Source organism: Salinicola sp., assembly GCF_982684285.1.
The window spans coordinates 1-23,319 of record NZ_CEXLVS010000005.1 but is presented as its reverse complement, the minus strand read 5'-3'; the positions used below and the strand labels follow the sequence as shown (position 1 = coordinate 23,319).

At 64.3% G+C, this 23,319-nt stretch carries 22 protein-coding genes; 10 read left to right on the top strand and 12 right to left on the bottom strand.

All coding sequences use genetic code 11. The features are described 5' to 3' along the window. Window position 1 precedes the first annotated feature (1 nt). The 5 genes from sctR (at window position 2) to AC3AYF_RS01050 (ending at window position 6,628) form a co-directional block, all read left to right on the top strand. A complete protein-coding gene (gene sctR / locus AC3AYF_RS01070; RefSeq protein ID WP_487779305.1) occupies window positions 2-682 on the top strand; it encodes a type III secretion system export apparatus subunit SctR in 681 nt (226 codons plus the stop codon). Window position 683: 1 nt separating this feature from the next. After that, on the top strand, window positions 684-953 hold the full coding sequence (sctS, locus tag AC3AYF_RS01065) for a type III secretion system export apparatus subunit SctS (RefSeq protein ID WP_149435481.1): 270 nt from the start codon (window positions 684-686) through the stop codon (window positions 951-953). A gap of 52 nt (window positions 954-1,005) precedes the next feature. After that, a complete protein-coding gene (sctT, locus tag AC3AYF_RS01060) occupies window positions 1,006-1,824 on the top strand; it encodes a type III secretion system export apparatus subunit SctT (RefSeq protein ID WP_295036052.1) in 819 nt (272 codons plus the stop codon). 175 nt (window positions 1,825-1,999) lie between these two features. Then, window positions 2,000-5,551 (top strand): hypothetical protein, encoded by a 3,552-nt coding sequence (locus tag AC3AYF_RS01055; protein WP_487779304.1) that lies wholly within the window; start codon window positions 2,000-2,002, stop codon window positions 5,549-5,551. A 27-nt stretch (window positions 5,552-5,578) separates the two neighbouring features. Further along, window positions 5,579-6,628 (top strand): EscU/YscU/HrcU family type III secretion system export apparatus switch protein, encoded by a 1,050-nt coding sequence (locus AC3AYF_RS01050; RefSeq protein WP_295036054.1) that lies wholly within the window; start codon window positions 5,579-5,581, stop codon window positions 6,626-6,628. Window positions 6,629-6,631: 3 nt separating this feature from the next. Here the strand turns inward: AC3AYF_RS01050 and AC3AYF_RS01045 are convergent, their stop codons facing one another. Continuing rightward, the gene (locus tag AC3AYF_RS01045; protein WP_295036055.1) at window positions 6,632-7,201 is read right to left on the bottom strand and encodes a TetR/AcrR family transcriptional regulator; all 570 of its coding nucleotides are present in this window, start codon (window positions 7,199-7,201) and stop codon (window positions 6,632-6,634) included. A gap of 102 nt (window positions 7,202-7,303) precedes the next feature. Here AC3AYF_RS01045 and AC3AYF_RS01040 point away from each other — a divergent pair, with 102 nt between their 5' ends. Next, window positions 7,304-8,539, top strand: a complete 1,236-nt coding sequence (locus AC3AYF_RS01040; protein ID WP_295036056.1) for an MFS transporter — start codon at window positions 7,304-7,306, stop codon at window positions 8,537-8,539. Here the strand turns inward: AC3AYF_RS01040 and AC3AYF_RS01035 are convergent. From AC3AYF_RS01035 to AC3AYF_RS00990, 10 genes are all read right to left on the bottom strand, one after another. Then, the gene (locus AC3AYF_RS01035; RefSeq protein ID WP_295036057.1) at window positions 8,536-9,189 is read right to left on the bottom strand and encodes a tellurite resistance TerB family protein; all 654 of its coding nucleotides are present in this window, start codon (window positions 9,187-9,189) and stop codon (window positions 8,536-8,538) included. The two genes, AC3AYF_RS01040 and AC3AYF_RS01035, sit on opposite strands and share 4 nt — an antisense overlap. Window positions 9,190-9,277: 88 nt before the next feature. Next, window positions 9,278-9,898 carry an NUDIX hydrolase gene (locus tag AC3AYF_RS01030; RefSeq protein WP_295036058.1) on the bottom strand — a complete coding sequence of 207 codons (621 nt, stop codon included), beginning with the start codon at window positions 9,896-9,898 and terminating at the stop codon, window positions 9,278-9,280. A 158-nt stretch (window positions 9,899-10,056) separates the two neighbouring features. After that, window positions 10,057-10,791 carry a hypothetical protein gene (locus tag AC3AYF_RS01025; RefSeq protein WP_295036059.1) on the bottom strand — a complete coding sequence of 245 codons (735 nt, stop codon included), beginning with the start codon at window positions 10,789-10,791 and terminating at the stop codon, window positions 10,057-10,059. Between the two features lie 371 nt (window positions 10,792-11,162). Then, window positions 11,163-12,146, bottom strand: coding sequence for a class 1b ribonucleoside-diphosphate reductase subunit beta (gene nrdF / locus AC3AYF_RS01020; protein ID WP_476748630.1), 984 nt, complete (start codon window positions 12,144-12,146; stop codon window positions 11,163-11,165). A 62-nt stretch (window positions 12,147-12,208) separates the two neighbouring features. Continuing rightward, on the bottom strand, window positions 12,209-14,353 hold the full coding sequence (nrdE, locus tag AC3AYF_RS01015; RefSeq protein ID WP_295036060.1) for a class 1b ribonucleoside-diphosphate reductase subunit alpha: 2,145 nt from the start codon (window positions 14,351-14,353) through the stop codon (window positions 12,209-12,211). A gap of 14 nt (window positions 14,354-14,367) precedes the next feature. Further along, a complete protein-coding gene (nrdI, locus tag AC3AYF_RS01010) occupies window positions 14,368-14,772 on the bottom strand; it encodes a class Ib ribonucleoside-diphosphate reductase assembly flavoprotein NrdI (protein ID WP_295036061.1) in 405 nt (134 codons plus the stop codon). 94 nt (window positions 14,773-14,866) lie between these two features. Continuing rightward, window positions 14,867-15,091 carry a glutaredoxin-like protein NrdH gene (nrdH, locus tag AC3AYF_RS01005; protein ID WP_071230919.1) on the bottom strand — a complete coding sequence of 75 codons (225 nt, stop codon included), beginning with the start codon at window positions 15,089-15,091 and terminating at the stop codon, window positions 14,867-14,869. A gap of 343 nt (window positions 15,092-15,434) precedes the next feature. Then, complete coding sequence (gene gnd, locus AC3AYF_RS01000) at window positions 15,435-16,337, bottom strand: phosphogluconate dehydrogenase (NAD(+)-dependent, decarboxylating) (RefSeq protein ID WP_295036062.1); 903 nt, start codon at window positions 16,335-16,337, stop codon at window positions 15,435-15,437. 72 nt (window positions 16,338-16,409) lie between these two features. Then, the gene (gene ubiM, locus AC3AYF_RS00995) at window positions 16,410-17,618 is read right to left on the bottom strand and encodes a 5-demethoxyubiquinol-8 5-hydroxylase UbiM (RefSeq protein WP_295036063.1); all 1,209 of its coding nucleotides are present in this window, start codon (window positions 17,616-17,618) and stop codon (window positions 16,410-16,412) included. 163 nt (window positions 17,619-17,781) lie between these two features. Beyond that, window positions 17,782-17,970 carry a hypothetical protein gene (locus AC3AYF_RS00990; RefSeq protein WP_295036064.1) on the bottom strand — a complete coding sequence of 63 codons (189 nt, stop codon included), beginning with the start codon at window positions 17,968-17,970 and terminating at the stop codon, window positions 17,782-17,784. Between the two features lie 266 nt (window positions 17,971-18,236). Here AC3AYF_RS00990 and AC3AYF_RS00985 point away from each other — a divergent pair, with 266 nt between their 5' ends. Beyond that, window positions 18,237-18,701, top strand: a complete 465-nt coding sequence (locus AC3AYF_RS00985; RefSeq protein WP_295036065.1) for a DUF2501 domain-containing protein — start codon at window positions 18,237-18,239, stop codon at window positions 18,699-18,701. A gap of 109 nt (window positions 18,702-18,810) precedes the next feature. On the opposite strand, the gene AC3AYF_RS00980 is transcribed toward AC3AYF_RS00985, so the two are convergent. Further along, complete coding sequence (locus AC3AYF_RS00980) at window positions 18,811-19,710, bottom strand: LysR substrate-binding domain-containing protein (RefSeq protein ID WP_295036066.1); 900 nt, start codon at window positions 19,708-19,710, stop codon at window positions 18,811-18,813. Window positions 19,711-19,834: 124 nt separating this feature from the next. Here AC3AYF_RS00980 and AC3AYF_RS00975 point away from each other — a divergent pair, with 124 nt between their 5' ends. From AC3AYF_RS00975 to AC3AYF_RS00965, 3 genes are all read left to right on the top strand, one after another. Further along, a complete protein-coding gene (locus tag AC3AYF_RS00975) occupies window positions 19,835-20,812 on the top strand; it encodes a TDT family transporter (protein WP_295036067.1) in 978 nt (325 codons plus the stop codon). Window positions 20,813-20,880: 68 nt separating this feature from the next. After that, the gene (locus tag AC3AYF_RS00970; protein ID WP_295036068.1) at window positions 20,881-21,951 is read left to right on the top strand and encodes a serine hydrolase domain-containing protein; all 1,071 of its coding nucleotides are present in this window, start codon (window positions 20,881-20,883) and stop codon (window positions 21,949-21,951) included. Further along, window positions 21,948-23,319 (top strand): gamma-glutamyltransferase family protein (locus tag AC3AYF_RS00965; protein WP_487779303.1); only part of this gene is annotated, 1,372 nt, incomplete at its 3' end. The genes AC3AYF_RS00970 and AC3AYF_RS00965, both read left to right, overlap by 4 nt.

Sequence of the window (23,319 nt, the reverse complement as noted above, 5' to 3'; positions counted from 1 at the left end):
GGTGTTCCCCTATCAGTCGCCGCCGCTGATCATCGGCCTGCTCACTTCCGGCGTGAGCATCCGTCAGGCCATGCGCATCACGCTGCCGCTGGCGGTGGTCACGATGACGGGCTTTCTCAAGATCTCGGTGGTGCTGTTCCTGATCCGCAACGCTCTCGGCGTGCAGCAGACGCCGCCCAACCTGGTGCTCTATGGCATCGCGCTGATCCTGACGGTCTATATCACCACGCCGTTGATCGGCGAGATGGCTCACGAGTTCGAGCAGCGCTCGGCGGGGCTGGCCAGCGTCGAGGAGATCAAGCAGACCGGCGAGGCCCTGCGCGGCCCGCTGCAGGCGTATCTGTCACGCTACGCCAGCGAACACGAACGGGCGTTCTTCATCGACGCCACCCGCACGCTGTGGTCCGACGAAGCCCGCGAGGACCTCAAGAGCGATGACCTGATCGTACTGATTCCCGCCTTCGTCAGCTCGGAACTGACCCGCGCCTTCGAGATCGGCTTTCTGCTCTATATCCCGTTTCTGATCATCGACCTGATCGTCTCCAACGTGCTGATGGCGATGGGCATGATGATGGTCTCGCCGACGCTGATCTCGATTCCGCTGAAGATTTTCCTGTTCGTGGCGGTGGACGGCTGGTCGCGGCTGATGCACGGACTGATCCTGAGTTACGGAGGCGGCTAGGATGACCGACGACATCTTCCTCTCGCTGATGAAGAACGCCCTGTGGACGGTACTGCTGGTGTCGGCGCCAGCGCTGCTGGTGGCGATCGCCGTCGGTTTCGGCGTCGGCCTGCTGCAGGCGCTGACCCAGATCCAGGACCAGACGCTGCCGCAGGCGGTCAAGCTGGTGGCGGTACTGCTGGTGCTGATCCTCTCGGGCCCGCTGCTGGCCGGGCAGATCGTCAACATCACCGATCAGGTGCTGGACAATTTTGCCGCCTGGTCGCGCTGAGGAAACGCTACCTGACCGGCTGCGCTTCCTTTTCGAGTGATTCAAGGGACCGATGGACTACGACGATTTCGCCCGTTTTCTCACCGACTTCGCCTACCCGCTGATCGCGGCGGCGGCCGTCGGCGTGGCCCGGGCGCTGGGCATGGTGCTGGTGACACCGGCCTTCAATCGCCTGGGGCTGACCGGCATGATCCGCTCCGCCGTGGCGGTGACGATCTCGCTGCCGCTGATCGTGCCGCTGTTCGATGCCATGGTGAACGCGGAGACCTTGTCGACCTTCAGCGTCGCCGGCATGGTGATCAAGGAGTTGCTGATCGGCGTCGCCATCGGCCTGGTCTTCGGCGTGCCGTTCTGGGCCGCCGAGGTGGCCGGCGAGCTGATCGACCTGCAGCGCGGCTCGACCATGGCGCAGATCGTCGATCCGATGGGCGCGACCGAATCCGGGGTGACCTCGACGCTGCTGACGATCACGCTGCTGGCGCTGTTCTTCATCACCGGCGGCTTCATGCTGCTGCTCGACGGCTTCTACCGCAGCTACGCGCTGTGGCCGGCGGTGGACTTCATGCCGCTGCTGTCACAGACCTCGGCGATGTCGCTGCTCGGCCTGCTCGACCAGGTGATGCAGATCGGCGTGCTGATGATCGCCCCGCTGGTGATCGCGCTGCTGATCGCCGACCTGATGCTGGCCTACGTCGCCAGGATGGCGCCGAACCTTCACGCCTTCGATCTGTCGCTGCCGATCAAGAACCTGCTGTTCGCGTTTCTGATGCTGATCTACGTGGTCTTCCTGATCCCGCTGATGGTCGACCAGCTCGATGTCGTCGCGCTCAACATGGAGCGTCTCGAGGCCATTCTCGGCGCGATGCGATAGCCGTCGTCCGCCCCACCAAAGCCATACAGTCCGTTACTCAGCGTTTCGCCGCTGCCATCGGGTCGTCATCCGGCGCCTGAATACTGGAGGCGTTTTCCCGCGATGCCGTCCCGTCCTGTTCATGGATCGAACGTCGGCGTCCTCGAGCCAACCTCCTTTCAGAGAGAACAAGCCGATGCGCGTCAACGATGATGTCACCCTCGACAAAGACCCGGTCTCGTCCGCCCCCACTCAGGTTTTCACCTCCGTGCTCAAGCTGGCGCAGAAGATGGCCGGGGATGGCGGCAAGGAGAAGGAGACCCTCGAGCCCGGCAGTCAGGACTACGAGGACACGCTGAATGCGTTGGCGGTGGACATGGCGGACGGCATCGACATCGACAAGCGCCGGGTTTCCAGCCTGAAGGGGGACGCCGCCGACAAGTTCGAGAAGCTGGTCACCGCCGAGCTCAACGCCCAGCGCGCCGACGGCGAGAACCCCGACCTGTCCAAGGCGATCGACAACGCCAGGAAAGCGCTGTTCGACCGCATCGGGCATGCCCTCGACAACGCCGACCGCAACGCCGACAAGGGCCTCGATGTCTTCGAGGGCTACTGGAAGCGCCACGGCGGCGAAGAGGCTGCGATCGACGCGGGTTATGACGCCTACGACGGCTTTTTGGCCGACACCACACTCACCGACAACCCCGACTACGAGGACAAGCTCAATGCCCTGGCCCTGGGGATGGCCGGCGGCACGCTGACCGACCAGCGCAAGATCCTGCATCTCGACTCATCGGATACGCTCTCCCAACTCTACAAGAATCTGATCCAGAACCGGATCGATCAGGGCGACGATCCCCAGGAAGCGATGGATCACGTCAACGACGATCTGCGCGAGCGTATCGACAGCGTCGGCGGTGGCGACGTCGCCAATGTCTTCGACGGCTATTTCAAGCGTCACGGTGGCGAAGAGGACACCGAGAAGCTGGCCCAGGAGAGCTATCTGGCCAATCGCGACGAGGCCGACATCGCCTACGACGACACGCTGAATTCGCTCTCCTCCGACATGGCCGAAGGCATCGATATCGACGACCGCAAGGTGAGGCCGCTGACGGGAGACGCCGCCAGCCAGTTCAGCCAGCTGGTGGAGTATCAACTCGACCAGCAGCGTGAGCGCGGCGACGCCCCGGATCTCCAGACGGCCATCGACGACGCCAAGGAAGACCTCTTCGAGCGGACCGGCAACGCCTTGACCGATGCCGACAAGGACAGCGAGGACGGACTCGACGTGCTCAACGGTTACTGGGAGCGTCATGGCGGCAAGGACGACGCCATCGACGCCGGCTACGCAGCCTACGACGACTTCCTCGCCAACCACACCGTGACCGACAACCCCAGTTACGAGGACAACCTCAATGCGCTCTCATCCGGCCTGGCAGGCAGTACGCTGACCGACTCTCGCCAGATTCTGCATATCGAAAGCTCGGAAACGCTGTCACAGCTCTACCAGAACCTGATCGACAGCAAGGTGAGCGACGGCGCCTCCCGCGAGGAGGCCACCGCCCAGGTCAACGACGACCTGCGCGAGCGGATCCGGCACGCTGCCGGAGACGATGGCAAGGCGGTCCAGAATGTCTTCGACGGTTACTGGGCGCGGCACGGCGGCGAGACCAACACCCAGCGCCTGTCCGACAACGCGGAGCTGGATACGGCGCGGCGCGATCACGACCTGCCAGCCTTCAGCGATGTCGACATCCAGTCGATGGAGACCAGCGAGACCGACCCGGACGACAGTTCACGCAAGCTGACCGTCAGCGAGCTGACCTGGCAGAACCTGATCGAAGAGTGGAAGACGGGGATCGAGGACGGCAGCATCGACAAGAACGACGAGCGCGCCCAGTTCTACCGTGCCCTGCGCGCCCAGGGTGCGCTCGACAACGGCCTGGACCTGGTCGGCCTCGATATCTCGGAGGGGCTGAGCCTCGATCACGTCACCGGCGATGATCTCTCGTCGATCATCGATGGCGAGAAACTCGATGCCAGCCTCGGCGAACTGTTCGCTTCCGAGGCCGTGCAGAAGGATTACCTGGAAGCCCAGGAGGGCGCCGTCGACAAGGTCGCCGACAAGGACGACATCGCATCGCGACTGGAGGAGACCGCCTTCAGCGAGGCGTACATCGACTACATCAACGACCTGCGCGAGAGCGGCCAGGGTGAACTCGCCGAGCAGGATATCTCGCGGACCTACAATGCGCTCTCGACACTGTTCCCGGCGACCGAAGAGAGCGACAAGGCGGCCGAATTCGCCCAGAACCTACAGCTTGACTCGATGATCACCGATCTCGATGACCTGCTCGCCAACCCCGACAACATCAACGATGCCAACTTGGCCGCTGGCACCCAGGACGTGGTCAAGACAGTCCTGACCGCGCTCAAGCGGGCCGGCGTCGACATACCGCGACGCACGGCCGAGAGCATCGACAAGTTCGTGCACGAGTTCATGAACAATGAGCAGTCGGCGAAGACCTTCGGCAAGGCACTGCAGGAACTCGGCGACAAGTTCGAGAAAAACGGCAGCCTCACCGAGGCGGATATCAAGAAGACACTGAGCAAGGATGTCTATACTGCGCTCAACGAGAAGACCAACGGCGGCATGATGTCGCTGGTTTCCCACCTCAACGGCAATGGCGCGCTGGGTTCCGTTGGCGGCCTGATTTCACTTACTTCCGGCATTTATCAGCTTGCTGGCGGCCGTGTCTCCGACAAGGCGGAAGCGGGAGTCGCCATTACCAAGGAGCTGGTGAGTTTCCTCGGCGCGAGCCAACATTTCGTCAACCTCGGCAGCAATATCATCGATACCGTCTCCGGCTCGAAACTCAACGAGATGCTGGGGCTGGACAAGACGCTGGACGGCATCTGGAGCACCGACAAGCCAACCCCGGGCGGTAAGGATCCCGACCGCTTCCTGCGCTTGAGCGAGAATTTGCAGAGCGTCGTCGATTCGGCGTCCGTCGACGATCAGGGCAAACTCGGCAAGATACTGGATCTCACCCCCGAGGAGGCAGAAGCGGTAGTCAAAGGCGTCGACAAGGGCTTCACGTCCAACCCCGAGCTGCCAGATGCGACGACCACGACACGCAGTATCAGCTCATTTCTTCGCGTGCTTGATGGTGCCGCCAACGGGACGGCCGGAGCGCTGGACATCGCCCTCGGCGGGCTGATGATCAAGCGCGGCGCGGACAGCGGCGATGGCGCCACCATCGGCCAGGGCGCCGTGACCGTCGCGGCGGGTGCCTTCGGCCTCGCGGGCGGCGCGTCATCGCTGGCGGCGCTCAAGGGTATTGCCGTCGCCCGCGCGGCTACCGGCCCGCTGTTCTGGATCTCCGCCGGCCTGACGCTGGCGACGCTGCCGTTCTCCATCGTCCAGGACATCAAGCGCACCAACGCACTGGAAGGACACGAGGCCGACCTCAAGGAGCTCTTCACCTCCCTCGACGAGGATGGTCTACTGACCGAAGATGGCTTGAAGCGCTACGAGTTTCTCGAGGATTACGTCAGCCACTACGGTCAGCGCGACGCACCGGACGACGAGAGCATCTTCGACTACCGCAGCGACGAGTACGAGTTCTACGTGCAGGAGGGCCATCTACCCGACTCGAGCTGGGACGATTTCGATCACGAGGACTACGACGGCGATGGCAGTAATCTCCAGACCAATATGGACGAGGGTTCTACCGTCGGCTCCTGACGACTCGGCGGGTGAACGCATCGCGCCATGAGCCAGCAGCCCTCCGAGGAAAAGACGCTACCGCCGTCGACGAAGAAGCTTCGCGACGCGCGCAAGAAGGGCCAGGTCTCCCAGAGCGCGGACCTGGTCACTGCCATGGTGTTGCTGGCCTGCACGCTCTACATCGCGGTCAGCGCCAGCGATATCATCGCCCGGGTACAGGGCCTGCTCGAGGTGACATCGAGACTCTATACCGAGCCGTTCGATTCGCTGTGGCCGCGCCTGATGGCACAGGCGGGCGAGGTGCTGCTGCTTTCGGTGGTACCGCTGGTGGCGCTCACGTTCGTGATCATCGTGCTGACCAACATCGTGGTCTCGCAGGGTTTCATCTTCGCCACCGAACCGGTGCTGCCCAAGGCGGAGAAAGTCGACCCGGTACAGGGTTTCAAGCGCATCTTCTCGATGCGTGGCCTGATCGAATTCCTCAAGTCGCTGTTCAAGATGGTGGCGCTGGGGGTCGCCCTGATCGTGGTCTATGGCCTGGGCCTGCAGTCGCTGATGGAGTCATCCAGCTGCGGTTTCGGCTGCATTCAGGGCACCTTCCTCGATCTGCTGCAGCCGCTGGTGATCACGGCGCTGATCGCGTTCCTGCTGGTCGGCGGCTTCGACGTGATGCTGCAGCGCTGGCTGTTTCGACGCGACCAGCGCATGACCAAGACCGAGCAGAAGCGGGAGCGCAAGGATCAGGAAGGCGACCCGACGATGAATCAGGAGCGTCGCAAGCGGCGACGCGAAATGCATCAGCTGAATGCCAAGGTCGGCGTGCAGCACGCCTCGATGATGATCGGCACCGAAGATGGCTGGCTGGTCGGCATTCGCTACGTACGCGGGGAAACGCCGGTACCGCTGGTCACCTGCAAGGCATCGCCGGAACAGGCCGCGGAGCTGCTGGCGAGTGCCAACTCCCGCCACATCCCCCGGGCAGCGGACGCCACGCTCGCCGCCAGCATCGCCAGACGGGCCAGCAATGGCGACCCGATTCCCGACGGGACCTTCCAGTCGGTGGCCGACCTGCTGGTGGCCGCCAAGCTGATCTGAGTGTCAGTCGACATCCTCCACCGCCAGCGCGCGGGCGATCCATCGCCGGAGATTGGCGGCGGTAGCCGATTCGCGGTCGTACAGCAGGCGGTAGGTCATCGGCGCCACCACCCCGTCGACCAGCCGGTCCAGAGATGGCACCGCCGCCTCGCCGCGCGAGAGCGCGCGCTCCCGCAGCGTCGCCATGAGCGATTCGCTGTAGCGACAGCAGCGTTCGCGACGTCCGTTGTCCGCGCTGGCCATCACGTCGTTGAGTGCGCGCTGCCCCGGCACCGAGGTCATCTCCTCGAGATACTGCTCGCCCCAGGCCTGCAGGTCGCCGGCCAGGGTACCGGTATCCACGGGATCGTCATCGGGGCGCATGCGCTCTACGGAGACGTCGGCGACCAGTTCCGCCAGATTGCCCCAGCGCCGGTAGATCGTCGACGGCGTGACGCCGGCATGTTCGGCGACCTGGGGCACCGTCAACTCATCGCGCGACTTTACCGCCTGCAGCTCGCGAACGGCCTGATGGACGGCTTCCTGTACCCGGGCACTGCGCCCGCCCGGTCTGACGGCTTCTTTGATCGGCATGGCGGTTCACTGATGAAAACACAAACGCAAAATATTTGCTTTATGAGCCTGCTAAGTTCAAACTCTCTCTAACGCAAAATTTTAGCATTAATGGACTCCCTCATGTCACCTCCACCTTCATCCCCGTCGACCAATGTCTATCCGGCCCCCCGGCTCGGTTCGCTGGTCTACTACGCGGTATTGATGGTGACGTTTCTCGCGGCCTCGAGCGCCCCGACGCCACTCTACCGGATCTATCAGACCAGTTGGCACTTCTCCACGACCTGGCTGACGCTGGTGTTCGCGAGTTATGTCTTCGCGCTGCTGCTGGCGCTGCTGGTCACCGGTTCGCTATCCGACTACATCGGCCGGCGGCCAGTGGTGGCGATCGCCATCGTCGGCGAGATCCTGTCGCTGCTGCTGTTCGTGGTCGCCGACGGGCTCGTGTGGGTGCTGGCAGCGAGGATTCTGCAGGGCGCGGCGACCGGTATCGTGACCAGTGCCCTGGCCGCGGCGATGCTCGACAGCGACCATACCCGCGGGCCGGTACTGGCGAGCATCGCGCCGCTCTCCGGGATGGGCCTCGGCGCGCTGTTCGCCGGCCTGCTGGTGACCTACGCGCCGGCGCCGATGCGTCTGGTCTATCTGGTGCTGATCGTCCTGCTCGTCATCATGGGAGCCTGTCTCAAGCGCATTCCGGAGAGCGTCACGCCGCGTCCCGGCGCGCTGGCGGCACTTCGCCCTCGTGCGACGATTCCCCCGTCGGTGCGAGGGCCGCTGTTTCGGGTCGTCCCGGCCGTCGTCTCCTCCTGGGCGCTGGGGGGGTTCTCGCTATCGCTGGGGCCCACGCTGGTGGAGACGATCAGTGGCGTTCACAACCCGCTGGTAGGATGCCTGATCACCTTTCTGCTCCCGTTCATCGGCGGCATCAGCGTGCTGATCCTGCGCGCCAAGCCGCCGCGCCTGGCGGTGCTGCTGGGGACCGCCTGCCTGATCGTCGGCATGCTCGGTTTGCTGCTGGGGGTCCATCAACGGGCGGTGGGCATACTGCTGGTCGGGACGGCGATCGCCGGCATCGGTTTCGGCGCCGCGTTCATGGGCGCCATGCGCGTCGTCATGCCCCTGGCACCGCCCACCGAACGATCGGCGTTGATGGCGGCGTTCTACGTCATCTGCTATCTGTCCGCCAGCACGCTGGCGCTGTGTGGCGGAATCGCGACCCAGCACCTGGGCCTGATACCCACCATCTACGCCTACGGCAGTCTGGTGGCGCTGCTGTCACTGGCCGCGTTCGTCGGTACCTTGACCCAACGCCAGCCCGAGGCCGAGCCCCGGGCCAGATGCACCAACCCGGCCTAGGCCGGGCTTTCGACGGCCTGGCGTTCCAGCGTGCAACAGAGATCGCCGTCGAGCTTGAGCGCTGCCGCCAGTTGATCGAGCCAGGCCCGCTCCATCGGGTTCTGGTCGTCGACGATCGCCACGCTGGCCAGGTAGACCTCGCGGGCGGCCTGGGGCGAATCGGCATCGCGGGCGATGGCATTGGCATCCAGTGGTGCGGACATCTGCTGCTCCAACCAGGCGTGAAGTTCATCGTCGGCGCCAAGCGCGTCGATCTGCTCGGCCAGCGCGGCCCGCTCCTGGGCATCGATATGGCCGTCGGCACGCGCGGCGGCGATCATCGCCCGCAGAATCACCAGGCTGCGGCTCTCCTGCCGCTCGCCGGAGAGCTGCTCCAGCGGCTGGTCGGTTGCTGTCGTCGCTTCGGCGGGCGCCGATTTCTGCTCCTGATGCGCCTGCCAGGCTTTCCAGGCCAGGGCGCCCAGACCGGCCAGGGCGCCGTACTTGATCGCCTTGCCGCCCATGCTGCGGCCACGCTTGCTGCCGACCAGCATGCCCAGCGCGCCACCTCCCAGCAGCGATTTGGCGTCGAAGCCACCGATACCCGACGACGAGCCCTTTCCGCCCCCGGCCTGTTTCATGATCTGCGATAGAATCTTCTGTGCGTTCATTACCCCTCCATTCACCCCGTTGCATGATCATCCCGCACTGCTATAGACCGCCATCGGGCCCGGAGGTTTAACCCGGGGGACGATCGGCTCAATCGATCAGCGCCGGACGACGGGAATCGGCGTGAAATTCGAACGCATCGGCAATGTCCCGGGCGATGACCCGTGGCTCGGAGAGTGGCGGCAGCGCCTCGGGGGAGAAATAGGCGGCATCGTGCACTTCATGGCCGGGGTCGAGCGGGGCGCCATCGAGCCGCTCGCAGAGGAAGAACAGCTTGTAGAAATCGAGCACGTCGGCCGGATAGGCATGCTTGGCCTTGTGGCGGATGGCGTAGAGCCGCTTGGCTTCGACCTTGACGCCGGCCTCCTCCCACACCTCCTTGATGGTGTTCTCGGCAGCCGAGAGCCCGACCTCGGCGTAGCCGCCGGGCATGGTCCAGCGCCCGTCCATCTTCTCCTTCACCAGCAGGATCCTGCCGTCGTCGATGATCGCCGCACGCACGTCGATCTTCGGCGTGACGTGTCCCTCGCCCTTGTCCAGCGCCAGATTCACGCGCCCGATGGGAATATCGCCCAGCGCCGCAATCATCGAGGCCGAAATCTCGGCGACTTCTTCATAGCGCTCGCGATCGAACTTGTCGCGACAGTAGTGCAGCCCGGTATCGGCCAGAGCCGAGAGCCGCTTGGCCCAGGCCAGCCATTGATCTTCCATGAGGCGGTTTCCGATCGCAGAGGGTGGATGACAACGCATGTTCGCCCAAAGACTAACAACTGTGGCCGAAGACGTCAGGCAGCGACATGGTGCGGACGTGAAAAAGCCCTTCCGCAGAAGGGCTTTCCAGGTGAGAGCTCGCGAAGACGCTGGCGCCATCAACCGGCGGCAGGCGCCTCGCCGTCCGGTCGCGGGCCGTGGTGAGGTCCACGCGGCGGCTTGGTCAGCGCTTCGAACGCCGTGACCTGCTCGTCGTCGAGCACCGAGGAGAGCGCAGTGTGACGCTGTTCCAGCAGCTGCTTGAACTGCGCACCACGCGCGTCCCGTGATTCGTCATCGCCCTTCACGTCGGGACGCTTCAGTTGATGCAGCCCGTCGAAGAAGGTGCGTTCGGCGTTGAGCACCTTGGCACTCTGGTCCTGATCGAGATCCCAGGTCGCGAACAGCGGCGCATAGCGCTGCTCGAGCTGGGCGGTCATCTGCTCGGGATCCAGGCGCGGACCACCGTGACGCATCATCGGCGGCCGCGGGCGCTCCAGCATCTGGTAGGCGTGCAGCTGCTCGTCGGTGAGCACGTCGGTGAGTTGCTCGCGCTGCTGCTGGAGCAGGGACTCCATCGCGGCCCGGCGCTGCTCGGGCGCTGCCTGGTCATCGTTGCCGCGCAGTTGCTGGAGACCGGCGTGGAAATCGCTGTCGGCCTGGGCGAGGCTTGCCAGTTTATCGTCATCGAGATTCCAGCTGGCGACCACCGCCTCCTTGAGCGGGTCGGCGTGCGCCATGCGTGCCTCGTGGGGCGCAGGCGGCTTGGGTTGTTCGGCCGGTGCAGCCATGGCCAGCGGTGACAAGGTGGAAGCGGTGACGGCCAGCGCGATGAGTGACTGGTGAAATTTCATGACTTCGACTCCGGTTGCGCACCGGGACGCGGTGCAGGAGCACTATCTCGTGGCTTCGTGCAGGCAGTGTGCAGTGAGCGAGGAAGGTCGAATCACGACATCGGCAAGTGCCGAGATCCATCGCTCGATCCACCGGTGCCAACGGGCATAAAAAAACCGCCCCGGTCGGAGCGGTTCTTCAAGGCGCAATTGAGAATGGCTGCAATAGCTCGTGAAGTGCTGAATAAATCGACGAGCGGGTTAAAGCACAAGGCGTACGGAGCACAGGATCCGGAGCCTATGGGGTATAGGTGAGGATTCCGATCGGACCGGCGCCCCGGCACCGCACAACGCAGTGATTTTCCCGCGCAGACATTTAGTCAGTGCTTCCCTCAGAACGCCCAGTCGTCGTCTTCCGTGCTGACCGTCTTGCCAATCACGTAGGAGGAGCCGGAGCCGGAGAAGAAGTCGTGGTTCTCGTCGGAGCCGGGCGAGAGCGCGGCGAGGATCGCCGGGCTGACGTCGGTGACGCTGGCCGGGAACAGCGCTTCGAAGCCCAGGTTCATCAACGCCTTGTTGGCGTTGTAGTGAAGGAACTTCTTGACGTCCTCGGTCAGGCCGACGTCGTCGTAGAGCGCCTCGGTGTACTTGACCTCGTTGTCGTAGAGCTCGTGGAGCAGCTCGTAGGCGTAGATCTTGATCTCTTCCTGGCGCTCCGCCGGCAACTGGGCCAGCTGACGCTGGAACTTGTAGCCGATGTAGTAGCCGTGGATCGCCTCGTCGCGAATGATCAGGCGAATCAGGTCGGCGGTATTGGTCAGCTTGGCGCGGCTGGACCAGTACATCGGCAGGTAGAAGCCGGAGTAGAACAGAAACGACTCGAGGAAGGTGCTGGCGACCTTGCGCATCAGCGGATCTTCGGCGCGATAGCGTTCGAGGATCAGCTCGGCCTTCTTCTGCAGGAACGGATTCTCCTCGCTCCAGCGGTAGGCGTCGTCGACGTCGCGGGTGGCGCAGAGCGTGGAGAAGATCGAGCTGTAGGAGCGCGCGTGGACCGACTCCATGAAGCTGATGTTGGTGATCACCGCCTCTTCGTGCGGGGTCACGGCGTCGTCGATCAGCGCCGGTGCGCCGACGGTGCCCTGGATGGTGTCGAGCAGGGTCAGGCCGGTGAACACGCGGATGGTCAGTTGCTGCTCGTGCTCGGTCAGGGTGTTCCAGGACGGGATGTCGTTGGAGAGCGGAATCTTCTCCGGCAGCCAGAAGTTGCCGGTGAGACGGTTCCAGACCTCCAGGTCCTTGTCGTCCTGAAGGCGGTTCCAGTTGATCGCATCGACCCGGTTCAGATGACGGGCAGCAGAGGTGGGCATATCCATGAGAGTGTTCTCGTTCGGTTGGCGCCGAGCCAGAGGCTCGGCGCGTTCAAACAGATTCAGGCTTACAGCGTGCAGGAAACGCATCCCTCGACTTCCGTTCCCTCGAGAGCGGCCTGACGCAGACGAATGTAGTAGATCGTCTTGATACCCTTGCGCCAGGCGTAGATCTGCGCGCGGTTGACGTCACGGGTGGTCGCCGTGTCACGGAAGAACAGCGTCAGCGACAGGCCCTGGTCGACGTGCTGGGTCGCCTCGGCGTAGGTGTCGATGATCTTCTCGGGACCGAGCTCGTAGGCGTCCTGGTAGAACTCCTGGTTATCGTCGGTCAGGTACGGCGCCGGGTAGTAGACGCGGCCCAGCTTGCCTTCCTTGCGGATCTCGACCTTGGAGGTGACCGGATGGATGCTCGAGGTCGAGTTGTTGATGTAGGAGATCGAGCCGGTGGGCGGAATCGCCTGCAGGTTGCGGTTGAACAGGCCGTGGGCCATCACCGATGCCTTCAGCTCGCGCCAGTCGTCCTGGGTCGGAATGGCGATGCCGCTCTGCTCGAACAAACCGCGCACCTTCTCGGTCTTCGGCTCCCACGCCTGTTCGGTGTACTTGTCGAAGTACTCGCCGCTGGCATAGGTCGACTGCTCGAAACCGGCGAAACGCTGGTTGCGCTCGATGGCAATGCGATTGGACGCCCGAATGGCATGGAACGCGATGGTGTAGAAGTAGATGTTGGTGAAATCCAACCCTTCCTCGCTACCGTAGAGGATATGCTCGCGCGCCAGATAGCCGTGCAGGTTCATCTGCCCCAGGCCGATGGCGTGGGACCTGGCGTTGCCTTCGGCGATCGACGGCACCGAGGTGATGTTGCTCATCTCGGAGACCGCGGTCAGGCCGCGAATGGCCGCTTCCACCGTGGTGCCGAAATCCGGCGAGTCCATGGTCTTGGCGATGTTGAGCGAGCCCAGGTTGCAGGAGATGTCCTCGCCGATGTGACGATAGCCGAGATCGTCATCGTACTCGGTCGGCGTGTTGACCTGCAGGATCTCCGAGCAGAGGTTCGACATGTTGATCCGGCCGTGGATCGGGTTGGCACGGTTCACCGTGTCCTCGAACATCAGATACGGATAGCCGGATTCGAACTGCAGCTCGGCGATGGTCTGGAACAGCTCGCGGGCGTTGATCTTCTTCTTGCGGATGCGGCCGTCGGCGACCATCTCCTCGTACTTCTCGGTGACGCTGATGTCGCCGAACGGCACGCCGTAGATGCGCTCCACGTCGTAGGGCGAGAACAGGTACATCTCCTCGTTGCGCTTGGCCAGCTCGAAGGTGATGTCCGGCATCACGATGCCCAGCGACAGCGTCTTGATGCGGATCTTCTCGTCGGCGTTCTCGCGCTTGGTGTCGAGGAAACGCAGGATGTCCGGGTGGTGGGCGTTGAGATAGACCGCGCCCGCGCCCTGGCGCGCGCCCAGCTGATTGGCGTAGGAGAAGGCGTCTTCGAGCATCTTCATGATCGGAATGATGCCGGAGGACTGGTTCTCGATGCGCTTGATCGGCGCCCCCGCCTCGCGGATGTTGGAGAGCGAGAACGCCACCCCACCGCCGCGCTTGGAGAGCTGCAGCGCCGAGTTGATGGAGCGCCCGATGGACTCCATGTTGTCCTCGATGCGCAGCAGGAAGCAGGAGACCAGCTCGCCGCGCTGGCGCTTGCCACAGTTGAGGAAGGTCGGCGTCGCCGGCTGGAAGCGGCCGTGGATGATCTCCTCGACCAGCTGTTTGGCCAGCGTCTCGTCGCCGCGCGCCAGGCTCAGCGCGACCATGCAGACGCGGTCCTCGAAACGCTCGAGGTAACGCTTGCCGTCGAAGGTCTTGAGCGTGTAGCTGGTGTAGTACTTGAACGCGCCCAGGAAGCTCTGGAAGCGGAACTTCGCCGCGTAGGCCTGATCGAACAGCGCCGTGACGAAGCTGAAGTCGTACTGATCGAGGACCTGCTGCTCGTAGTAGCCCTCTTCCACCAGGTAGTCGAGCTTCTCCTTCAGCGAGTGGAAGAACACGGTGTTCTGGTTCACGTGCTGCAGGAAATACTGACGCGCCGCTTCCCGGTCCTTGTCGAGCTGCAGACGGCCATTGGCGTCATACAGGTTCAACATGGCGTTGAGCGCGTGATAATCGAGCGCCTTGGCATTGTGTTCGGCGCTGACGGCAGGCCGCACGGTCGTATCCGTATCTAGGCTGAGCGTTTCCAAAATTCGGTCACCCCTGCAAGGACTCGATGGACATCTTCGGTCGTGCCCATCAGTTCGAAACGATAGAGAAGCGGTACCCGACACTTTTTCGCGACAACCCGTCCCGCCAGGCCAAAGGCCTCGCCGAAATTGGTATTGCCGCCGGCGATGACGCCGCGAATCAGGGACCGATTATGTTCGTCATTCAGAAAGCGAATGACTGGCGCGGGCACCGCGGAGCGCGGATCGCCGTCACCATAGGTCGGTACAACAAGAATGTAGGGTGTTTCGACTTGCAGGGGGGGAGCACTCCGGTCGAGCGGAATCCGGCTGGCCGGCAACCCCAGTTTCTCGACGAAGCGCCGCGTATTGCCTGATTTGGTCGAGAAATAGACCAGCCCAGCCATGACGGTCTCCTGCGCCCCTGCGCGGTATCGGCAGCGCGGGCGAGGCCTGCGCTAGCCGGAAAGAGTCGAGTCTGAAAAATTCGAAGCGATCGGATCAGGCAACCAGCGTGCTGATCTTGTCCGGACGGAACCCGGCCCAGTGATCTTCACCCGCGACCACGACCGGCACCTGGCGATAGCCCAGGTTCTGAACGCGCTGCATCGCATCGGCGTCTTGGGTCAGATCAACCACGGTATAGTCGATTCCTTGCTTGTCCAGAGCGCGGTATGTGGCATTGCACTGGACGCAGGCCGGCTTGCTATAGATCGTGATGCTCATGATAACCATCCTTGACAGGGAAAGACGCCATCGACAGCCGATGGTGCAGGCTATGGCGGTTGGGAAATCACGGTTCTGCACCGTTCCCGCCGCCTCTGGAAAAACACTATATATGGTAGCCGACGGTTTTTCCAAGCATAGATGTGGTCTTTTTCTGTCAATATCCTGTGGACAATTCTGCACGGCCTGGGAGCCCGCATGGTAGCCGGCCTCCCGCGCTGTCAAGGTCTGAAATCGAGCTCGTTTCCCACCAAGAACGCCGAGTGGCTTGTGCCACCCGGCGCATCGAAACACCATATCTGGTAGCGCCAGGCGCCGAGGCCGCTAGCGCAAGCCGCGCGGGCTACCCCTTCTTGATCTCATGTCCGCCGAACTCGTTGCGCATGGCGGAAAGCAGCTTGTCACCGTAGGAGTCCGGTTCGCGGGAACGCAGACGCTCGAGCAGGGAGAGGGTGATCACCGGCGCGCTGACCTCGAGTTCGATCGCCTCGTTCACGGTCCAGCGCCCCTCGCCGGAGTCCGAGACATAGGGCGCGATACCCTCGAGCGACGGATTCTTCTCCAGCGCGTCGGCGGTCAGGTCGAGCAGCCAGGAGCGCACCACGCTGCCGTGGCGCCAGATCTCGGCGATCTGGTGCAGATCGAGGTCGAAATCCTTGCGCTCCATGATGGCGAAGCCCTCGGCATAGGCCTGCATCATGCCGTACTCGATGCCATTGTGGACCATCTTGGTGAAGTGGCCTGCGCCGTTGGGACCGACATGCCCCCAGCCTTTGTCGGCGGCAGGCGCCAGGCTCTCGAACAGCGGCCGGAGCGAATCGACGACAGCCGTCTCGCCACCGATCATCATGCTGTAGCCCTCCTGCAACCCCCAGACGCCGCCGCTGGTACCGACATCGACCGCATGCACCTGGCGCTTTTGCAGGGTCTCGGCCCGGCGCACGGTGTCCTTGTACATCGAGTTGCCGCCATCGATCACGATATCGTCCTGCGACAGCAGCGGTTCCAGCTCGTCGATGAGCTTGTCGACCAGGGGCCCGGCCGGAACCATCAGCCAGACGATTCTGGGTGTCGGCAACGCCTCCACCGCTGCCGCCAGGGTCGCGGACGACTCGATGCCCTTCTCCGCCGCCCTGGCCATCGCCTCTTCGCTGGGGTCGTGCCCTACCACCCGGTGTCCGCCCCGTACCAGGCGCTCCGCCATGTTGGCGCCCATGCGCCCGAGTCCCACCATTGCCAGATCCATAAGAACTCCTCTTGAGAGAGAAAGACCTTGAGAGAGTAAAGAGACCGCCTGTCGGGGCAGGATCGTGTTCGGCTAGCCCCCCGAACGCATCAGATGGCTCGCGATCAGCCGTCTTGCCGGCCAGGCCGCCTCGCCCGCCCGCAACACGGCCTTGCGCAGCCATCTGGCCGGCGTTCGATCATCGGTATAGAGCCCGACGATCGCCAACGTCGCGGCGAACAGCGGCGCCGTCGCCAGGCGCTGTTCCCGCTGGTACCGACTCAGCAGCTCGGGGGACGCGATATCCTGCCCCCGGGCGTGCGCCTCGCCGATCCTCTCGGCCAGCCTCGACAATCCCTGCAGCCCGAGATTGAAGCCGTGCGCGGTCACCGGGTGCATCCCCACGGCGGCGTCGCCGACCAACGCCTGACGACGACCGACGAAGCGCTCGGCATAGACGCTGACCAGCGGATAGCAGTGCGGTTCGGCAATTCGACGCATGGCGCCCAGCCGGCCCTCGAAGCGCCGGGTAATGTCGGCGTCGAATGCCTCGTCGCTCAGCGCCAGCTGCTGCGTCATCGCCGCGGGGGGAAGCGTGAGCACCAGTGACGAGCAGTGGGTATCGACCGGCAACAGCGCCAGCGTCTGGCCGTAACCGAACCACTCCCAGGCGGTCTGGTCGTGAGGCTCGTCGTGATGCATCCGGCAGACCAGCATCTGCTGGCCGTGCTGGTAGGTATGGGCGGGGATGCCCATGGCCTGCCGCGTGGCGGAAAAGCGGCTGTCCGCCGCCACCAGCAGCGAAGCCTGGATACGTTCGCCACTCCCGAGCCGGATATCGACTTCCGCGTCGTCGGCCTGGAATCGCGCGATCTCCTGCTGGTCGCGCCACAGGATATCCCCCGCTCCCGGCGCCTCCGCCTGCACGGCGGCATAGGCGGCCCGACGGATCGCCTGGTTGGGCACCAGGCAACCGAGCGGGTCGTCCCGGGTGGCGCCCGGCGCAATTTCCATGGCGAACAGCGACTGCCCGTCGAAGACCTTGGCGGCACGCATTCGGGCCCGCTCGTCGTGATCGATCCGCGACCAGATATCGAGCCTGCCGAGGATCTGCTGTGAGGCCCGGGTCAGCGCGATCTCCCTGCCGTCGTTGCCAGGGTCCGCCATCGCCGATCTCGGCTGGCGATCGATCAGCACCGAACTCACACCCTTGCGCGACAGCGCGTTGGCCAGACACAGGCCGATGGGCCCCGCGCCGACGATAGCGACGTCGACCTGCGTGGTCGGGGTTGAATCATCCATTCGTGCCGCTCCCTAGCCTCGATGGGGCGTAACGGTAACGGAAAAGCGGCCAGCGACGAAGCCTCGGTGACAGCCTGACTCCGCCATCGTGGGACAACGGCGTGGCGCTCGACGCGACAGGAGCGGCGCCGGAGCGGCACCGGAGCGGCACCGGACCGCGCTCTCAACGCCCTTCGTCATGGATATTGACGTGCCCGGTCTTGTCCCGGAACACCTTCTCCTCGAACTCGACTTCCAGGTGCTTGTCGCCCTTCTGCTTGAGCCGGTGATACTCCAGCCCACTGAAACTCAACTCCAGTTGATCGTCATACGCTTCAAGCAGTTTTCTGAATTCGCCGACCGTAATGATCATGCCATCTCCTTTCTCGAGGGAACGTCGGATCCCTTCCGACACTCCAAGCCTAGACCATGACGCCGGCTTGGAGTTTCGTCATCGCATCGAGGATGCGGACAGCCCCTACCGTTCGGCTCACCGCTCTTGGACAGTGGCTCATGGTTGCTCTAGCGTAGAGCGGCGCCAGCAAGGAGCAAGGCGTCTCATCGCCCTATCATCGACACTCGCGGATCGTTTCATCGAAACCTCGACAGGGTTTCCTTTCCAGCCAGGAGTATGAGTTCATGAATCTTCGTTTCCTTTCCGCCGCACTGTTGACCGCGTCCATCGCCGCCTCTCCCCTGGCGTCGGCCTTCAGTTTCGATAGCGCCAAGAAAAACGCCGGCGAGATGATGTCAGGGCAATCCTCCCAGGGCGGCGGGGCGGCCAGCAGCGCCTCGCTGCTCAGCTCGCTGGGCTCCGGGTCGATGAACCTGGGCAGCATGCAGAACGTGGCCGGGGTCCTGGGCTACTGCCAGCAGCAGGGCTATACCGAAAGCACGACCGACAAGGTCAAGAACAGCCTGCTCGAGAAGGTCGGCGGCCAGAGTCAGGCCAAGGAGGATCCCGGTTACCAACAAGGCCTGAGCGGCCTGTTGCAGGGCGGCAACGGCCAGACCTTCAGCCTGGCCAATCTCAAGGATCAGGCAGGCAAAAAGGCCTGCGGCATGATCACCGACAAGGCCATGTCCTCTTTCCTCGGCGGCTGACACACCCTCGCGCCAGTCTTCACACCACCGCCGGGCGCCCTGCGCATCACGATATCGGGGCGCCCGTTCTTCGATGGCCGCGGCGAAGGCCATCTTCGCTTTCCCGGATTCACGGCGGATCGACGGCCTCGTCACGTTGCCGACAGAACTCGACGAATCGCTCGATCAACGGACTGCGGTACTTGTCGCGGTGCAGCACCAGGCTGAACTCACGGGTCATGTCCAGGTCCAGGTCGATCTCGACCAGACGCCCATCCCTCAGGGCGTGCCGCGCCTCCAGCGCGGATAGGCAGGTCAGCCCGAGCCCGGCCGCGGCGGCGTTGATGATCGCCTCCGCCGAGTTGATCTCCAGGCTCAGTTCCCACTGCGGCAGGCGCGGGGCGATGAATCGCATGAACTGCTCCCGCGTGCCGGAGCCCGGTTCGCGCAGCAGCCACCCGTATTCTGCCAGCCTCTCGACCGCCACCGGCCCCGGGGCCGCAGCCAGCGGGTGATCGCAGGAGGCCGCCACCAGCATCCGGTCGCGGCGCCACGGCAGCACATGGAAACGCTCTCCCGCGACCCGGCCCTCGATCATTCCGACGTCCAGCTCGAACGCTTCCAGCGCCGTGCAGATCGATGCGCTGTTGGCGATGGTGACCCGCTGATCGCGATGCCCGCTCTCGACACGGAAGTCCCGCAACAGCGCCGGCAGCAGCTGGTGGCCGATGGTGTAACTGGCACCGATATGGAGATGCCCGCCCAGGGCATCGTTGTCGAACAGCTGCTCGATCGCGTCGCTGCGGGCCAGCAGTTCATCCGCCATCGGCAACAATCGCCGCCCCTGGTCGTTGAGATAGAGCCGGTTGCGGTGACGATCGAAGAGCGTGCGACCGCACTGTTTCTCCAGTTCCGCCAGCGCGATGCTGACCGCCGGCTTGGTCAGGAACAGCGTCGCCGCCGCCGCGGTCAAGGTGCGCTCGCGCGCCACCGCGACGAATACCCGAAGCTGACGGAACGTGATCGCCATGGCTCCCTCTCTTTCGTTGAATTTCGTTCGTTAAATTTTACAAAACGACAAGTAAATAAAGTTAAAATATAACGATATCGCAAAATGCCATAAGGTGTCTCCATCGATCATGAGGAGACCCTCCATGCCGACCCTGACCCAACGTCTACAGACTGCGCCAACGCCGATGGCCGGCCTGGCGCTGGGGATCTCCAGCCTGGGCTGGAGCTGGGAGAGCTTCGCGCCCCTCGGCGGTAGCGCGCAGCTGGCCGGCGCGATAACCGCCGCGGTGCTGCTGCTGATCCTGGGTGCCAAGTTCGTGCTCCACCCCCGCCTGCTGGTGGCGGACCTGGCGCACCCCGTCGTCGGCAGCGTCGTGCCGACCTTCGCCATGGCGTTGATGGTCGTATCGAAAGCCGCCGGGGAGTGGCTGATGCCAGCCGTCGGGGTCACGCTCTGGCTCGTGGCGGTGGCGCTGCACCTGAGCTTTCTCGTCGCCTTTATCGTGCATCGTGCGCGCGCGTTCGAACTCCACCACATGGTGCCGGCCTGGTTCGTACCGCCGGTGGGGATCATCGTCGCCGATGTCGCGTTCCCCGGCATCTCGGCACTGCATCCGCTGGCCATCGGCCTGCTCTACCTCGGCATGGGGCTCTACGCCATCCTGCTGCCGGTCATGGTCTACCGGCTGATCTTCGCCGACGAGATCCCCGACCCCGCCAAACCGACCATTGCCATCATGGCGGCACCGGCCAGCCTGTCGCTGGCCGGCTATCTCACCGTCGTCGAGACGCCGTCGCCGCTGCTGATCGCCCTGCTGGGCGGCATCGCGGTGTTGATGACCCTGATCATCTATCTGGCCTTCTTCAAGCTGCTGCGCCTGCCCTACAGCCCGGGGTATGCCGCATTCACCTTTCCCATGGTGATCGGTGCCACGGCCCTGGCGAAGACCGCCGGCTGGATGCAGACCCACGGCTTCAGCGCTCACGATGTCGCGATCGTCCACGGTATGGCCACGCTGGAAGTGATCGTCGCCAGCGTCATCGTCGGCTACGTGGCCCTGCGCTATCTCGGCTTCTATCTGCATGGCTGGCGCGCCGGCGCCCTGACCCGCACGGTCTGAAAAGCGCCCTGGACCGAGCCGACAAACCCGCGTGGAAGATCGCGGTGGCATGCGCCACACTCGAGGACATGCCGACTTCCCTGCAAAGCCATCACTCCACGCCCGCCGCCAGCGTTTCCCGTTGGCGGCTCTGTCTGCTTGGCCTGCTGGCACTGCTGCCGCTCGAGCCGGCGGCCGCGGCACTGGCCGACGACCGGCGGGAGAGCATCGTCGAACGCGCCGGCACCCTGCCGCGCAGCCACACCCTGCTGGTCGCCATCGACGGCGAGACCGTCATCGACGAGGGCTTTCGTGGCCACGCGACCGACGAGACGGCCAACATCAAGTCGCTCTCCAAGACGCTGATCTCGGCCCTGGTGGGTGCCGCCATCGATCGCGGCGTGATCGAAAGCGTCGACCAGCCCATCGTCGAGCTGCTGGGCGCCCGGGTACCCGCCGACGTCGACCCGCGCGTCAACGACATCACCGTCGGCAACCTGCTGTCGATGCAGGCCGGACTGGAGCGCACCTCCGGCGGCAACTATGGCGCCTGGGTGGCAAGCTCGAACTGGGTCAGCGATGCCCTGGCGCGCCCCTTCGATGCCGAGATCGGCGGGCGCATGCGCTACTCCACCGGCAACAGCCACCTGCTCTCCGCCGCGCTGACCGAGGTCACCGGGCGCAGCACGCTGGCGCTCGCGCGAGACTGGCTGGGCGATCCGCTGGGCATCTCGATTCCGCCCTGGACACGTGACCCGCAGGGAATCTACTTCGGCGGCAACGAGATGGGCCTGACCCCGCAGGCGCTGCTGCGCTTCGGCGAGATGGTCCGGCAACGCGGCAGATACGGCGGCCAGGCGGTCCTCTCCACCGACTGGATCGAACGCTCCTGGCAGCCGCGCACCCGCTCGTTCTTCAATGGCGATGACTACGGCTACGGCTGGTTCATCACCGAACTCGCCGGCGAGCCGGTCTACTACGGCTGGGGCTACGGCGGCCAGTTGCTCTACGTTATCCCTTCCCGCGCCATGACCGTGGTGATGACCTCCGACCCGATGCCGCCCTCCAATGGCAGCAACTATGTCAATCGAGTCGAAACGCTGATCGGCGATTTGATCGAAGCGACAGGGAATCACAACGACGAGGAGCGCACGACGTGACACGATCCCATCACGATATCGACAACTGGACCCTGACCACGCCCGCCGCGCGCTCCCAGAACGGGGTGGTGGCTTCCCAGCACCGCGTCGCGGCTCAGGCGGGTGCGGCCCAGCTCGACGCCGGCGGCAACGCCATCGATGCCATCGTCGCCACCGCCTACGCGCTCAATGCCGTCGAACCGTGGATGAGCGGGCTCGGCGGCTCGGGCTTCATGGTGATCTGGCTGGCGAAGGAGCAGCACGCCGTGGCGCTGGATTTCCAGGGCACGCTGGCCGGCGACACGCGCCTCGAGGACTATCCCGTCGACCCGAACCTGCCGGCGACGCCGATGGGCTTTCCCGGTGTGGTCGATAACGCCAATATCGAAGGCTACCGCTCGATCACCGTGCCCGGCGCCGTGGCGGGGCTCGATCATGCCCTCTCGCGCTTCGGCTCCCGGTCGCGCAATGACGTCATGACACCAGCCATTCAGCTGGCCGAGCGCGGGCTACAGGTCGACTGGTTCACCAGCCTGCAGATCGGCGTCTGCGCCCGCACCCTGGCACGCGATCCGATGTCCGCCTCGATCTATCTGCCCGGCGGCCATCCGGCCACGCCCGAGAGCCGGCTGAGAATCCCGAATCTGGCCGGGACGCTGCGCGAGATCGCCGCAGGCGGCGCCGAGACGTTCTATCGCGGTGCGCTGGCCGAGAGGATCGTCAGCGATCTGCAGGCCGGCGGCTCGCGCATCTCGCGCGAGGATTTCGCCGCCTGTGAAGTGTTCGAGTACGCGCCGATGGTCGCCGAGCATCGTGGTTACACGCTCTACACGCCCGGAGAGGTCTCCGGCGGCCTGCGCCAGCGCGAAATGCTGGCGCACACGTTCGAGGCGATACCGACACCACCGGAAAGCCCGACACCGGCAACGTGGGTGGCCTATGCCGAAGCGCTGGAGGCGTGCTGGCGCCAGCACAAGATCCGCACCGGCGTGCTGCCGCCGAGGGCCGGGCCTGTCGACGGCGAGAACGGCGCCTGCACGTCGTCGATGTCGTCGGTGGACGCCGAGGGCAATATGGTGGCGCTCACCTACACCCTGCTCAACCGCTTCGGTTCCGGCGTCACCCTGCCCTCCACCGGCATGCTGATGAACGACAGCGTCAGCTACTTCGACCCGCGCCCCGGCTATCCGACGACGATGGCAGGCGGCAAGCGCGTCAACTCGTCGAACATGTGCCCCACGGTGGCGGTGAGGGACGGCGAGGCGCGCTTCTCGGTGGGCGCTTCCGGCGGCAATCTGATCATGCCGGCGGTGACTCAGGGCGCGGCGCTGATGATGGACTTCGGCATGAACCTGGAGGAAGCCGTGCACCACCCGCGTCTCGATGCCA